Consider the following 13,764-nt stretch of genomic DNA (forward strand, 5'->3'; position numbering starts at 1 on the left):
GATCACGACGGCCGCGCCCCGAGGTAGTCGGTGAGCGCGGCGAGGAACGCCTTCTTGCGCGGGCGGCTGATCAGCAGGTCGTGGCCGCCGACCAGCAGCGCGCTGCTGCCCTGCACGCCCAGCACGTGCCGCAGGTTCACGACGTAGCCGCTGTTGCTGCGGAAGAACGTCTTGCCCTCGAGCTCGGCCTCCAGCGCCTTGAGCGGGCCCACAACCGAGTACTTCCCGTCCACGGTGTGCACGGTCGTGCGGTGCTTGGCGCTCTCCAGGAACACGATGTCGTCCGTGGCGACCCGCACCAGCCCGCCGTCGACGGTGAGCAGGAGGTAGTCCACGGACCGGCGCCGCAGGCGGGCCACCGAGCGCCGGATCTCCTGCGAGAACGCGAAGTACGGGACCGGCTTGAGCACGTAGCTCAGCGCGTCGACCTCGTAGCCCTTGATCGCGTACTGGGTCATGTTGGTGATGAACACGATGACGACGTCGCGGTCGACCTGCCGGATGCGCTCGGCCGCGCTGAACCCGTCGAGCTCGGGCATCTCGACGTCCAGCAACAGGATGTCGAACACGGGGCGGTAGCCCGCCACGACCTCGGCGCCGTCCCGGAACAGGGTGATGTCGAACGGCTCGTCGTGCTCGCGCTCGTAGCGCCGCAGGTGCTCCACGAGCAGCGCGGACGCCGCCGGGTCGTCCTCGACGATGCCGATCCTGATCACTGGTGCCGCTCTCCGGGGTTGACGCACCCCGGCGGGGTACGGCTGACGGGCCGGAGCCGAGGTGTGGCCCGACGGTCCCCTGGTCCCGGGCGGCTCCGGTCGCGCCGATGCTACGAGAGTCCCGCCTGACGTGTCATCCACGCAGGCAGGGGCCGGAGCCGACCGGGTGAGGCGGCCGTCACGTCGGGACGGCCATGGCCTCCTCCGCGTCGGCCTCGCCCTGGACGGCGGCGAGGACGGCCGCCGCGAGGTCGTCGGGGCGGCTGAGCTGCGGCCAGTGGCCGGTGGGCAGCTCGACCACCGTGACGTCACGGACCCGGGCGAGCTCGCAGACGTACGGGTGGTCCTTGGCCATGAGGTCGCGCAGGACGGCCTCCGGCATCGTGCTGGTGATGACGGTGACCGGGACGTCGTACCGGCGCTCGTCGTGCAGCCGCTGCGGGCCGTTCGCGACCAGCGGCGGGACGCTGAGCGCCCGGGCGCGGAAGTCCGCGCGGACCTCCTCGGTGAGGCCCTCGAGCTCCTCCGCCTCGAAGACGCCCCAGTCCGGCAGCGGCACGACGCCGTCGACCACGGGGAGCTCGTCGTTGACGACCCCGCCGTCGGCGAGCGGGCCGCTGTCAACGTAGACCACCTGCTCGACCCGGTCGGGGCGGGCGTCCGCCACGGCGTGCGCGACCGCGCCCCCGCCGCTGTGCCCGACGACGACGAACGGGCCGTCCATGCCGTCGACCATCGCGACCACCGCGGCGGCCTGGTCGGCCAGCGTGATGCCCGCGACCTCGTCCGCCGCACCGCCCGCGCCCAGGGGCGTCACGGGGTGCGGGGTGTGACCGGCGGCCGCCAGGGCCGCGGTGACCGGCGCCCAGGAGGACGCGTCGAGCCAGAACCCGGGGATCAGCACGATGTTCATGGCTCGACGGTAGAGGTGACCTGTGACACACGCGAGAGGGTGCGGAGACCCATCCTCGTCGGGCGATGGTTGAGACTTCAAGCGTAGGGTGGCTGTATCCACCAGACACCGGGGGTCGTCCCGGAGGAAGAAGTGATCCGCCATGAAGGCTCTGCAGTACCGCACCATCGGCGCCCGCCCCGAGCTCGTCGAGGTCGAGAAGCCGGCCCCCGGGCCCTCGGAGGTGCTGCTGCGGGTCACGGCCGCCGGGGCGTGCCACTCCGACGAGTTCATCATGGGCGCCTCCGCGGAGGACTACTACTTCAAGCCCCTCCCCCTGACCCTGGGCCACGAGGTCGCCGGCGTCGTCGAGGAGGTCGGCGCGGGCGTGCACGGCGTCGAGGTCGGCGAGAGCGTCCTCGTCTACGGACCCTGGGGCTGCGGCCGCTGCTACGCCTGCGCGTCCGGCGAGGAGCAGAACTGCGAGCAGGGCATGCGCGCCCCCGGCATCTTCAGCGACGGCGGCATGGCCGAGTACATGATCGTGGACGACGCCCGGCACCTCGTCCCGCTCGGCGACCTCGACCCCGTCCAGAACGTGTCGCTGACCGACGCGGGCCTCACCCCTTACCGCGCCGTGAAGTCCGCGCTCCCCCGCCTCACCCCCGGCACCACCGCCGTCGTCATCGGCTCCGGCGGCCTGGGCCACGTCGCCATCCAGATCCTCAAGGCGCTCAGCCAGGCCACCGTCGTCGTGCTCGACGTCGCCGAGGACAAGCTCGCCCTCGCCCGCGAGGTCGGCGCCGACCACACCTTCGTCTCGGACACCGACGCCATCGGCTCGGTCAAGGACCTGACGCGGGGCCTCGGCGCGGACGTCGTCCTCGACTTCGTCGGCATCCAGCCCACCGCCGACCTCGCCGCCGGGATGGTCCGCGTCGGCGGGCAGGTCGTCGTCGTGGGCGTCGCCTCCGGCGCCGTGCGCATCGGGCAGACCACCGTGCCGCTCGACGTGACCGGCCGGGCGATCAACTGGGGCTCGCGCACCGAGCTCATGGAGGTCGTGGAGCTCGCGAAGCGCGGCGCCATCACGATCCACGTCGAGGAGTTCCCGCTCGACCGCGCGACCGAGGCGTACGACCGCCTGCACGCGGGCCAGGTCCGGGGCCGCGCAGTCATCGTCCCCTGACACCGCGCACCGGCTGGGCCGCCCACCCCGGGTGGCTCAGCCGGTGATCGTGAACCCCGCCGCGCCCTCCGGCGGGACCTCGCGGTCGTCGACCGCGGTGACCTCCGCGAACGCCGGCCCGCCCCGCGCCCACGCGAGCAGCGCCGCCACGGCGTCCGGCGCGCCCTCGACGTAGGCCTCCACCGCCCCGTCGGGGCGGTTGCGCACCCAGCCGACCACCCCGAGACCGCGGGCCTGCGCGGCCATCGACGCGCGGAACCCCACGCCCTGGACCCGTCCGTGCACGACGACGCTGCGAGCGGTCATGCCGCCAGTCTGGCCCGGCGCCCCGCTCGCCCGCGAGGGGGAGCCCCGCGATGCTGGGCCGGTGACCGCCCACCTCCCCGTCCCGCCGCTGCGCCGTGGCGCGCGCGCCGTCGCCGCCGCCTTCGTCGTGTCCGGCACCGTCCACCTCGTCCGGCCGCGGGTGTTCGAGCCCGCCGTGCCGCGCGCCCTGCCCGCGCCCCGGGCGCTGGTGCTCGCGTCCGGGGTGGCCGAGCTCGCGTGCGCCGTCGGGCTGCTGGTCCCCCGCACCCGGCGCACCGCCGGGGCCGCGAGCGCCGTGCTGCTCGCGGCGGTGTTCCCCGCGAACGTGCAGATGGCCGTCGACGGGGTGCGCGGGCTGCGGCGGTCGACGGACCGGGCCGCGGTGGCCCGGGCCGTGCTGACGGTCGCGCGGCTCCCGGTGCAGGTGCCGCTGATCCGGTGGGCGTGGGGCGCCGGACGAGGCTGAAGCGACGGGCCGCGTGCGGGTCGGCCCCACCCCCTGCCAGGGGTCGGCCCGCACCCGGCGGCGTCAGGCGAGCCCCGGGTCCTGCGGGGCCGGGCCCAGCGGGCGGTTGCCGCGCACCAGCCCCTCGGGGTCGACGGCGGCCTTGACGGCGCGCAGGCGCGCGATCGTCTCGGGCGGGTAGGCGCGGGCGATGCCCTCGTCGCGGTCGAGGAAGGTCAGCGGGGCGGTGCCGCTGCCCCAGGGCCCGGCGAGGGCGAGCAGCCGGTCCAGGGCGGCGGTCAGGGCGGCGGCGGCCTCGGGGACGGGGACCACGACGCGCCCCGGACCGGCATCGCTCCGGGCGGGTGGCCGGTGGCGGACTGACGGCCCGCCACCGAGGTCGGGGGATCGGCACGAGGTCGGGGGTACCGATGCACCGACCTCGTCGCGTTCCCCCGACCTCGTGCCGGTCAGGCGCCCGGGTGCCGCAGCGGGATCCCGAGCACCGCCGGGGCCGGCGGGGTCAGCGTGTCGGCGGTGTCGTCGCCGGGCGGCGGGCCGCCGTCGGGGACGTCGCCGACCCACACCCGCCACAGGTCGCCGTCGTGGTGCAGCAGCCCGCGGGTGGCGACGCGGGTGCGGCGGTCGAGGCCCCGGGCCCGGGCGAGCAGCGCGTCGACCTCGGCCGTCCGGTCCACGGGGACGAAGCCGACGACCAGGTTGCGCACCAGCACCACCCGCGCCGGGTCGCGCCCGGCGTCGAGCACCGCCTCGACGGGCACCGGGGCGAGCGCGACCCGCTCGGCGGGGGTGAGCGCGGCATGCAGGCTCGTCTGCAGCGCCCGGGCCTCGGCGGCGGCGAAGCCGGGGCGGACGTCGACGTCGACGCGGGGTGCGCGCAGCGGTCTCACGCCACCCAGCGTGCCACGCGCGGTGCCAGGTGCGGGGTCAGCCGGCGGAGGGTTCGCGGTGGACGGTCCGCCGGGCGGCGTGCGCGACGGTCCGGGCCGCGGGCAACGAGCGCAGCACCGTCGCCGCGAGCGGACCGCTCCCGGCGACCAGCAGGTCCACGTGCTCGCGCGCGACGGGGAACAGTCGGGCACCGACCGTGTACCGGGCGTCGAACGCCGGGTCGAAGAACGCCGCGTCCGTCGTCCCGAACAGGTACGTCATCGTCGCGAGGCGACCGAGGGAGCCCGGGCTGTACCGGCCGTGCTCCTGCGCGTAGGCGTCGAGGAACCCGAAGTACCCGGAGCCCGAGCGCAGCGCGTACCCGATCCACAGCGTCTGCCCGCCCGCCGCGAGCCGCAGCGCCAGCAGGTCGCCGTCGTGCCGGAACCCGGCCGTGACCCGGCGGAACCACCGCTCGGCGACGGGGTCGAGGCGCAGCGCGGCACCGCCGCGGGCGCGGTCGCCCTTCCACCCGGCGGCCTGCAGGTCGAGGAACTCGTCGTCCACGCCCGGGTCGGCGCTGCGGTCGTGCAGCTCCAGGGGTCCGCCGGTGACCTTCGCGAGCCCGCGGGCGGTGCGCCGGACGTTGCGGGCCTCGTCGGTCCGCAGGTGCGCGGTCGCGAGCGGCGGGTCCACCAGCGGTCCCGGCCCGGTGGGCAGGGGCGGGACGTCGAGGTCTGCGCGGGTCGCGTACGCCCCCGTGGACCGGCGCCGCTCGTGGACCCGGGCCCCGCCGACCGCGCCCGCGACCTCCGTCAGCGCCGTGGCGACCGCGCCCCCGTCCGGGAGGTGCTGCAGCTGCACGAGTCCGGGCAGCCCGGCGGCGCGCGTGCCGCGCAGCAGCGCGTCGAGCGCCTCGGCGGTGCGACCGGCGCGCAGCAGGGGGTGGTGCCGGTCGGCGTGCGAGGTCATGAAGCCGCCGCCGGTGGTCGTGGCGTGCAGCGGCAGCCGCGGCGCGACCCGCTTGACCGTGACCGCGAGCGCCCCGAGCCACTCGCCGCCCTCCTGGACGACGAGCAGGCGCAGGTCGGCGGCCTCGTGGCCGCGGTCGCGGGCGGGCAGCAGGAACCGGGGGTCGAGGTACATGTTCGGCTCGGCGGCCTGGTCGGCCAGCCGCTGCCAGGCGACCGCGTCGGCGGTGGTGACGGCGGCGAGCGGCAGCAGCCGCACGTACGGCGAGCCGGGGGTGCGGGCGGTGTCCACGTGTCCTCCTGGGACGGGTAGACGGGCTGGCTCTCGGGCAGCGCGAGCGTAGTGTCCGGTTTGGGCTGTTTTGATGGGGTTTTCGGGTGAACTGGGCCGACCACGTGGGCGGTGTTCGGGCGGACGCCCGAGGGCCCCTGGCGGGGCGGCACGTCGTCCCTGCTCAGCAGCACCGCGGCTCGTCGCGCCGCGTCAGCGGACGATCGCGGCGGCGGCGCCGGGGGCCCGGTCGGTCCCCCGCGCGGGCGACACCCGAACGGGCGACACCCGCGTGATCGTCACCCGGACGGCACTTCCCACGCCCCTGACCGGCGCGCGCGTCTCGCCGCACCGCGGGGGTCGAGACGCCGGCGGCGAGGTCTGGCGCCGGAGCGGACGCGGGGTGAGACTGGGCCCGCGACGACGACGTCGCGTCAGGGGGTGCCGCGTGCCGACCGACCGGCTCGACCCGTCGCACCCCGAGCGTGCGCCCCACGCCCTGCCCGGCGCGCTGCCCAGCACCCTGTCCGGCGCGCTGCGCCCTGCCCCGCACTCTGCCCTGCCCCGTGCCCTGCCCGACGCGACGGCCGTCGCCCGGACCCGCGCGGCCCACGAGCGGTTCGTCGGCACCGGGGCCGTCTCTGTCGGCGTCCGGGCGGTCGTCGCCGAGTCCTGGCGGCGCAGCCTGCGCAGCGGCGTCGACCCCGAACGCCCCGCGCCGCCCGTCGCGCTCACCGACGCCGACCTGCACGCCTACCGCGACGAGCACCCGCTGCGGCACGCCCTGCCCGTGGTCCGGGGGCTGCTGCTCGACGCGGCGGTGACCGAGGGGTTCCTCGTCGCGCTCACCGACGTCGACGGGCGCCTGCTCTGGATCGCCGGGGACGCCGCCGTGCGGCGGGCCGTCGAGGGCGTCGGGTTCGTCGAGGGCGCCGCGTGGGACGAGCGGCACGCGGGCACCAACGCCCCCGGGACCGCCCTCGCCACCGGCAGCGCCGTGCAGGTGCTCGCCGCCGAGCACTTCACCCGGGCGGTGCAGCCGTGGAGCTGCACCGCCGCCGTGCTGCGCGACCCCGGCGGGCGCACCCTCGGCGCGCTGGACGTCACCGGGCGGGAGGCCGCCGCGTCGCCGCTCATGCTGTCGCTGGTCCGCGCGACCGCCGCCGCCGTCGAGGCCGAACTGCGTGCCCGCGACCTCGCCCGGGCGCCCGGCGCCGGCGACCTGGGCGCTCGGCCGCGGCTCGACGTCCTCGGTGCGCGGTCCGGGGTGCTGCACCGGCCCGGCGCCCCCGCGCACCCGCTGTCGCTGCGGCACGCCGAGCTGCTGCTCCTGCTCGCCGAGCACCCGCGCGGCCTGCACGCCGACGAGCTCGCCGTGCTGCTGCACCCGGAGGCGATGTCCGACGTCGCCGTGCGCGCCGAGGTGTCCCGGCTGCGGCGCACCGCCGGGCCGCTCGTCGCGCACTCCCGCCCCTACCGGCTCGCCGCCGCGCTCACCACCGACGCCGCCGCCGTCCGCGACGCCCTGGCCGCGGGGGACGTCCGGGGCGCCCTCGACCGCTACCCCGGCCCCGTGCTCCCCCGGTCCCGCGCCCCCGGCGTCGAGCAGGTCCGCGACGCCCTCACCTCCGACGTGCGCGCCGCCGTGCTGCACGCGACCGACCCCGGGGTGCTGGAACGGTGGCTCGACCACGACGAGGGCGCCGAGGACTGGCAGGCGTGGGAGCGCCTCGCCGCCCTCAGCGCGCCCGGCTCCGCGGCGGCGACCCGCGCCGAGGGGCGGCTCGACCTGCTGGTACGACGGCTCGGCGGCACCAGCGGGCCGTACGGCTGGCGCTGAGGCCACCGGGCCACCCACGGCATGACCCCCGCTTCTCCTCCCGGTGCCACCCGACCGCACGGGGCGACCCCCGCCTGCAACGCAGGTGCAACCCTCGGCGACCTAGCGTCGCGAGCACGGCGCACCGCAACGACGCGGTGCCCCCGGGTGCGGCCGCACGACGGCGCACCCGGTCGTCCCTGCACGGAGGCGCGCACCCATGACCGTCTACGCAGCACCGGGCCAGCCCGGCAGCATCGCCACCTACCGCGAGCGCTACGACCACTGGATCGGCGGGGAGTACGTCGCCCCCGCCGCCGGACGCTACTTCGAGAACCCCACCCCCGTGACCGGCCGCACCTTCACCGAGGTCGCGCGCGGCGACGCCGCCGACATCGACCGGGCCCTCGACGCCGCGCACGGCGCCGCACGGTCCTGGGGCAAGACCTCCGCGACCGAACGCGCGCTGGTGCTGAACAAGATCGCCGACCGCATCGAGGCGAACCTCGAGATGCTGGCCGTCGCCGAGACCTGGGAGAACGGCAAGCCGGTCCGCGAGACCCTGGCCGCCGACCTGCCGCTCGCCGTCGACCACTTCCGGTACTTCGCCGGGGCGGTGCGGGCGCAGGAGGGTTCGATCTCGGAGATCGACGCCGACACCATCGCGTACCACTTCCACGAGCCGCTCGGCGTCGTCGGGCAGATCATCCCGTGGAACTTCCCGCTGCTCATGGCGACGTGGAAGCTCGCCCCCGCGCTCGCCGCCGGGAACGCCGTCGTCATGAAGCCCGCCGAGCAGACCCCCGCGTCGATCCTGCTGCTCATGGAGCTCATCGCGGACCTGCTGCCGCCGGGCGTCGTCAACGTGGTCAACGGGTTCGGCGTCGAGGCGGGCAAGCCGCTGGCGTCCAGCCCCCGCATCCGGAAGATCGCGTTCACCGGCGAGACCACGACCGGGCGGCTGATCATGCAGTACGCCAGCCAGAACATCATCCCCGTCACCCTGGAGCTCGGCGGGAAGAGCCCGAACATCTTCTTCGAGGACGTCGCCCGGGCCCAGGACGACTACTACGACAAGGCCCTCGAGGGGTTCACGATGTTCGCCCTCAACCAGGGCGAGGTCTGCACCTGCCCGTCCCGGGCGCTCGTCCAGGAGTCGATCTACGACGGGTTCCTCGCCGACGCGATCGCCCGGACCGAGGCCGTCAAGCAGGGCGACCCGCTCGACACCGAGACGATGATCGGCGCGCAGGCGTCCAACGACCAGCTCGAGAAGATCCTGTCTTACATCGACATCGGCAAGGCCGAGGGCGCCAAGGTGCTCACCGGCGGCCACCGCGCCGAGCTCGACGGGGACCTCGCCGGCGGGTACTACGTGACGCCGACGATCTTCGAGGGCAAGAACGCCATGCGGATCTTCCAGGAGGAGATCTTCGGGCCCGTCGTCGCCGTCACGTCGTTCTCCGACTACTCCGACGCCATCCACACCGCCAACGACACCCTCTACGGGCTCGGCGCCGGCGTCTGGTCCCGCGAAGCCGCCATCGCCTACCGGGCCGGGCGCGACATCGAGGCCGGACGCGTGTGGACCAACTGCTACCACGCGTACCCCGCCGCGGCGGCGTTCGGCGGGTACAAGGGCTCCGGCGTCGGCCGCGAGAACCACAAGATGATGCTCGACCACTACCAGCAGACCAAGAACCTCCTGGTCTCCTACTCCGGCCAGAAGCTCGGCTTCTTCTGAGCCCCACCACCCACCACAGGCCCCCGCGCGCGACCGCCCCTCCCTCCGGTCGCGCGCGGGGCCGGGACGGACCCCACCATGGACGACGACACCCCGGCGGTCGGCCGGGTCGACCTCACCCCCGCCGCCGGCGACCTGCTCCGCACGCTGCGCGCCCAGCACGGCGAGCTGATGTTCCACCAGTCCGGCGGCTGCTGCGACGGGTCCTCCCCCATGTGCTACCCCGCCGGGGAGTTCCTCACCGGCGACGCCGACGTGCACCTCGGGGACCTGCACGTGCCCGCGCGCACGGACGACGACGCCTTCGCCGTCCCGGTGTGGATGAGCCGCAGCCAGTTCGCCTACTGGCGGCACACCCACCTGACCATCGACGTCGTCCCCGGGCGCGGGGCGGGGTTCAGCCTGGAGGCACCCGAGGGGGTGCGGTTCCTCATCCGGTCCCGGCTGCTCACCGACGCGGAGTGGGCGGCGGACCCGACGGCCGGCGAAGGGGTGCGGGTCGGGCCGGTGTGACCGAGCGCGATGCGTCAGGTCGGGCCCGTTGCGAGGCTGCCGACCTGACGCATCAGGAGTCGGCGCGCACCACGTCCGGGAGGCGCTCACGCGCGGACGGGTCGTCGCGGTAGCGCTCGATCAGCGCCGCGACCGCGGCCGGGTCGGCCCCGTGGAGTGGGGCGGCGATCACGACGGGATCACCGCCCACCGGGCCCGCCAGGCGGTGCACCAGGACCCGCCGACGACTCCGCTCCACGACGACCGCACCGATGTCCCGCCACGGGACGAGGACGGCGGGGATCCGGTGTCCGGCCTCACGCAGCAGACCGTCCGGCCCGAGACCGAAGCGACGCGGGCCGCGCGTCCCGCGGACCAGGCCGACGAGCAGCGGGACGCACGCCGCTGCTCCGCCGACCGAGCCACCCAGCAGCAGGAACGGGAACGCCCTGCCCCGCCGGGTGTCGGTCCCGAGGCTCAGGAGGGCTCCGAGGCCGTCGACCACGAGTCCCGTGACGACCACGACGCCGAGCAGGACGGCCATCCCCGCCAATGCGACGAGCCCGACCCGCGGCACCGGCGCGACCGGCAGCCAGAGCCGCCCGTCGGCCACGACGACCGGGAGCCGACCGCGTCGCGGCACCAGGGCCAGCCAGACGACGAGCGCCGCGCCGACGACCAGGACGGTGAGGCACACCGCCGCGACGCCGACGCCGAGCACACCGCCCGCGTCGAGCATCGCGAGCGCGAACACGACCCAGCCGAGCCCGACCACCGGCACGAGCGCGACCAGCCGCGCGGTCGGGCGCGAGATCGCGCGCTGCTTCATCCCCACGCTGCGGAAGCGTACGTGCAGGCGCAGGGACGGCCCGGCGGCTCGACCTGGGGTCGGGACATGCGCAGCGTGGTGAGACGTCTCGTCGTACGACAAGCCACGCGTCTCGATCGCCCAGTCCACGAGCGCCTTGTCCGAGTCGCGCGCGACGTCGAGCACCGGTCGGGCCGGTAGGAGCCGGGAGCGAGGTCGAGGGTTCCACGCGACGCGCCGGTGCGACACGCCGACACCGTGCCAGAACCCTCGACCTCGCGGAATGTGCCCCGGGGAGCGGCGCGGCGACCTAGGGTCGGGGCATGCGCAGCGTCGTCAGGGTCGGGGTCGTCGCGCTGGTGCTCGGCGTGGCGGCGTGCACCGCACCCGCGGAGGCGTCGGACGCGGAGGTCACCGAGTGGATGGGCGCACGCGAGGAGCCTGCGGGCGACGACGTGATCGGTGCCGCGACCGCCCGGATCAGCCCCGACGACCCGGTGACCACGGCGGAGTCCGGGATCACGACCTCGACCGAGGACGGCGTCGCCGTGCACGTCGAGCGGGTGCTGCTGTCCTGCCTCGGCGGCACCGTGGACTTCACGGTCGAGACGACGACGGGGACCCACGAGGCCAGCACGAGCACGGCCACCCGGGTCGAGGTGCCCTGCGGCGAGGAACCGGTCACTCTCGACCTGGACGTCGCGGAGGTGACGGGGTTCCGCGTCGACGCGGACCACGCCGACCAGGCGGGGGCGTGGCACGCGGTGTTCCTCGGCGGGTGAGGACGGCGGGGCCGCCCCGGTGCCACCGGGGCGGTGCGAGGCACCCCAACCCCAGGGCGGTCCCCAGGCGCTTCGATCGGTCTTGACGGCGCTCAGCGGCCTGCTCGTAGGTTGGTCCCAGGTCGACTGCCCGCCGCAGCCCGTCGACTGCCCGAGCCGCTCCGTGCTCGTGGCTGTCCCGTGCCCCGAGGAGTCGCCCCGTGCATCTGGTCCACGCCGCCGCTGCCGAGCCCGCTGTCCTGGACCGCCAGACCGCGGCCCAGGACGACCGCGACCTCGTCGCCGCGGCGTCGCTGCCCGACGGCGCACCGGAGCACGCCCCGGATCAGCAGGAGCAGCCGTGAGCGACCACTACTACCGGCGCCGTCCGGTCTGGGACGACCCGAGCTATGAACGGTTCGAGGCACCGCCGATGACGGACGAGCAGCGGCAGTCCTTCCTCGACCTGGCGCAGTGGATCACCGAGGACGTGGCCCGCCAACGACGCGAGGACGCCGAGGCTGCGGCGCGCGCGGCGCCGTCGACGATCACCCTGCGGGTCCCGCGGTGGCTGCACCGGATCCTGCGGGGCCGCACCTGACCGCCCGCTCGACGTACACCAGGTGCCCGCTGTGAAGCGCTCTCCGCGCATCCGACCGGGCGACCGCCCGCGAAACCCCCCTCGCGGCCCCGCACCCTCCCCCTAGAGTCGTGACCAGCCCACCTGACCGACCGACCGCGCTGGACCGCGGTCGGACCTGATCGAGGAGTCCCATGGAGCTCGCTGGAACCGCGCTCGCCGTCGTCGCGGCCGTCGTCGTCATCGTGGTCGTCGCCGTCGTCGGCGCGATCTACGCCAAGGTCCGGTTCAAGATCGCGACGCCCGACGAGGCGCTGATCATCACCGGCCGCAAGAGCGGCAAGCCGGTCATCAACCCGGAGACCGGGGACGAGACCACCGACCTGTCCGGGCAGCGCGTCGTGATCGGCGGCGGCACGTTCGTCAAGCCGATCTTCGAGCAGGTCGTCCGGCTGTCGCTGGCGTCGCAGAGCTTCCCGGTCGCGGCCGAGGACGCCACCACCAAGTCCGGCGTCGGCGTCACGCTGCGGTCCATCGCGGTCGTCAAGGTCGGCGGCACGGAGCGCATGGTGCGCGCGGCCGCGCAGCGGTTCGCGGGGCGCAGCCAGGAGCAGGTCATCGAGCAGCAGACCTCCGAGGTGCTGGTCGGTGTGCTGCGCACCATCGCGGGCACGCTGACCGTCGAGTCGATTCTCTACGAGCGCCAGGAGTTCTCGAAGGAGGTCAAGGACATCGCCGTCCCGATGCTCGCGGAGCGCGGCCTGATCCTCGAGAACTTCGAGATCCAGACCGTCGAGGACACCGGCGAGTACATCCGCAACCTCGGTCGACCGCGCGCCGCCGCCGTCGCCCGCGACGCCGAGATCGCCGAGGCGCAGGCCCGCCAGGAGAGCACCGAGCGCTCCAACGAGGCCGCCGTGCAGATCGCCGAGTCCAACAAGGCGCTCGCGCTGCGCAACGCGACCATCGCGCAGGAGACCGCGAGCGCCCAGGCCGACGCCGAGGCCGCCCGCGAGCGCGCCGAGGCCGAGGCCCAGCAGGAGGTCCTGGTCCAGCAGGAGCAGGTGGCGCTCCGCCGTGCGGCCCTGCGCGAGCAGGAGCTGCAGACCGAGGTCCGCAAGCCCGCCGAGGCCCGCAAGTACGAGGCCGCGCAGGAGGCCGATGCCCGCAAGTACGCCGCGGAGCAGGAGGCCGAGGCCGCCAAGACCACGGCGATCCGCAAGGCCGAGGCGGAGGCGCAGCGCACCACCGCGCAGGCCGACGCCGAGGCGTCCGCCGCCCGGTCCCGCGCCGAGGCAGCGCTGGTCGAGCAGCAGCGTCGCGCCGAGGGTGCCCTCGCGCTCGCGAAGGCGGAGGCCGACGGCATCCAGGCCCGCGGTGAGGCCCAGGCCGCCGCGGAGCGGGCGCAGGGCGAGGCCCGCGCCGCCGCGATCAAGGCGGAGTCGGACGCCTACCAGGCGTTCCCCGAGTCGGCCCGCCTGCAGATGGTGCTGGAGGCCCTGCCGAAGGTCGCGCAGCCGTACGCCGACGCGCTCGGCGCGATCGATGGCATCACCATCATCGACAAGGACGGCGCCTCGCGGCTGCCCGGCCAGGTGTCGACCGGTGTGCAGGAGCTCGCGACGCTGCTCAAGGCGCAGACCGGCATCGACGTCCTCGACCTGATCGGCGGGCTCGGCGGCGGGAGCACGTCGCCCGCGCCGGCGACGGTGCCCGCGGCGACGGCGGCGCGCTCGCGACGGTCGACCACCTCCGCGAAGTCGGCCGACGCCGACGGCACGATCGGCGACACCACCGACGGGGCGAGCTGACCCCGTGGCCTGGCTGAAGCGGCTGCTCCGCGGCCCGGAGGCGCCGGTGCTCGGCGCCTCCGGGCCCG

The 13,764-nt window shown here is 75.4% G+C and carries 16 protein-coding genes; 9 read left to right on the forward strand and 7 right to left on the reverse strand.

Features of this window, described 5'->3' with window-relative positions; genetic code table 11:
* Positions 1–2: 2 nt before the first annotated feature.
* Positions 3–716 carry a LytR/AlgR family response regulator transcription factor gene (locus tag EBM89_RS10620; RefSeq protein ID WP_122149405.1) on the reverse strand — a complete coding sequence of 238 codons (714 nt, stop codon included), beginning with the start codon at positions 714–716 and terminating at the stop codon, positions 3–5.
* Between the two features lie 178 nt (positions 717–894).
* Positions 895–1,629 (reverse strand): alpha/beta fold hydrolase, encoded by a 735-nt coding sequence (locus EBM89_RS10625; protein WP_122149406.1) that lies wholly within the window; start codon positions 1,627–1,629, stop codon positions 895–897.
* 142 nt (positions 1,630–1,771) lie between these two features.
* Here EBM89_RS10625 and EBM89_RS10630 point away from each other — a divergent pair, with 142 nt between their 5' ends.
* On the forward strand, positions 1,772–2,797 hold the full coding sequence (locus EBM89_RS10630; protein ID WP_122149407.1) for an NAD(P)-dependent alcohol dehydrogenase: 1,026 nt from the start codon (positions 1,772–1,774) through the stop codon (positions 2,795–2,797).
* 36 nt (positions 2,798–2,833) lie between these two features.
* On the opposite strand, the gene EBM89_RS10635 is transcribed toward EBM89_RS10630, so the two are convergent.
* On the reverse strand, positions 2,834–3,103 hold the full coding sequence (locus EBM89_RS10635; protein ID WP_122149408.1) for an acylphosphatase: 270 nt from the start codon (positions 3,101–3,103) through the stop codon (positions 2,834–2,836).
* A gap of 61 nt (positions 3,104–3,164) precedes the next feature.
* On the opposite strand from EBM89_RS10635, the gene EBM89_RS10640 reads away from it, so the two are divergent.
* On the forward strand, positions 3,165–3,569 hold the full coding sequence (locus EBM89_RS10640; RefSeq protein ID WP_233571672.1) for a DoxX family protein: 405 nt from the start codon (positions 3,165–3,167) through the stop codon (positions 3,567–3,569).
* A 63-nt stretch (positions 3,570–3,632) separates the two neighbouring features.
* On the opposite strand, the gene EBM89_RS10645 is transcribed toward EBM89_RS10640, so the two are convergent.
* The 3 genes from EBM89_RS10645 to EBM89_RS10655 form a co-directional block, all read right to left on the reverse strand.
* Complete coding sequence (locus EBM89_RS10645) at positions 3,633–3,881, reverse strand: hypothetical protein (RefSeq protein ID WP_122149410.1); 249 nt, start codon at positions 3,879–3,881, stop codon at positions 3,633–3,635.
* A 137-nt stretch (positions 3,882–4,018) separates the two neighbouring features.
* Positions 4,019–4,459, reverse strand: coding sequence for a hypothetical protein (locus EBM89_RS10650; protein ID WP_122149411.1), 441 nt, complete (start codon positions 4,457–4,459; stop codon positions 4,019–4,021).
* A 37-nt stretch (positions 4,460–4,496) separates the two neighbouring features.
* Positions 4,497–5,702, reverse strand: a complete 1,206-nt coding sequence (locus EBM89_RS10655; protein ID WP_122149412.1) for a GNAT family N-acetyltransferase — start codon at positions 5,700–5,702, stop codon at positions 4,497–4,499.
* 427 nt (positions 5,703–6,129) lie between these two features.
* Between EBM89_RS10655 and EBM89_RS10660 the strand changes: the two genes are divergently transcribed.
* The 3 genes from EBM89_RS10660 (at position 6,130) to EBM89_RS10670 (ending at position 9,757) form a co-directional block, all read left to right on the forward strand.
* Complete coding sequence (locus tag EBM89_RS10660) at positions 6,130–7,521, forward strand: GAF domain-containing protein (protein ID WP_122149413.1); 1,392 nt, start codon at positions 6,130–6,132, stop codon at positions 7,519–7,521.
* Positions 7,522–7,720: 199 nt separating this feature from the next.
* Positions 7,721–9,244 carry an aldehyde dehydrogenase gene (gene adh / locus EBM89_RS10665; protein ID WP_122149414.1) on the forward strand — a complete coding sequence of 508 codons (1,524 nt, stop codon included), beginning with the start codon at positions 7,721–7,723 and terminating at the stop codon, positions 9,242–9,244.
* 78 nt (positions 9,245–9,322) lie between these two features.
* Complete coding sequence (locus EBM89_RS10670) at positions 9,323–9,757, forward strand: DUF779 domain-containing protein (RefSeq protein ID WP_122149415.1); 435 nt, start codon at positions 9,323–9,325, stop codon at positions 9,755–9,757.
* A gap of 52 nt (positions 9,758–9,809) precedes the next feature.
* Here the strand turns inward: EBM89_RS10670 and EBM89_RS10675 are convergent, their stop codons facing one another.
* Positions 9,810–10,571 (reverse strand): hypothetical protein, encoded by a 762-nt coding sequence (locus tag EBM89_RS10675; RefSeq protein WP_147463526.1) that lies wholly within the window; start codon positions 10,569–10,571, stop codon positions 9,810–9,812.
* A gap of 296 nt (positions 10,572–10,867) precedes the next feature.
* On the opposite strand from EBM89_RS10675, the gene EBM89_RS10680 reads away from it, so the two are divergent.
* From EBM89_RS10680 to EBM89_RS10690, 4 genes are all read left to right on the forward strand, one after another.
* Positions 10,868–11,326 (forward strand): hypothetical protein, encoded by a 459-nt coding sequence (locus EBM89_RS10680; protein ID WP_122149417.1) that lies wholly within the window; start codon positions 10,868–10,870, stop codon positions 11,324–11,326.
* Positions 11,327–11,526: 200 nt separating this feature from the next.
* Positions 11,527–11,670, forward strand: a complete 144-nt coding sequence (locus EBM89_RS21230) for a hypothetical protein (protein WP_158609638.1) — start codon at positions 11,527–11,529, stop codon at positions 11,668–11,670.
* Positions 11,667–11,906 carry a hypothetical protein gene (locus EBM89_RS10685; RefSeq protein WP_122149418.1) on the forward strand — a complete coding sequence of 80 codons (240 nt, stop codon included), beginning with the start codon at positions 11,667–11,669 and terminating at the stop codon, positions 11,904–11,906. Before EBM89_RS21230 ends, EBM89_RS10685 begins: the two co-directional genes overlap by 4 nt.
* A 173-nt stretch (positions 11,907–12,079) precedes the next feature.
* Positions 12,080–13,696 carry an SPFH domain-containing protein gene (locus tag EBM89_RS10690; protein WP_122149419.1) on the forward strand — a complete coding sequence of 539 codons (1,617 nt, stop codon included), beginning with the start codon at positions 12,080–12,082 and terminating at the stop codon, positions 13,694–13,696.
* Positions 13,697–13,764: the final 68 nt, after the last annotated feature.

This window comes from Cellulomonas triticagri (assembly GCF_003696205.1).
Lineage (GTDB): Bacteria > Actinomycetota > Actinomycetes > Actinomycetales > Cellulomonadaceae > Cellulomonas > Cellulomonas triticagri.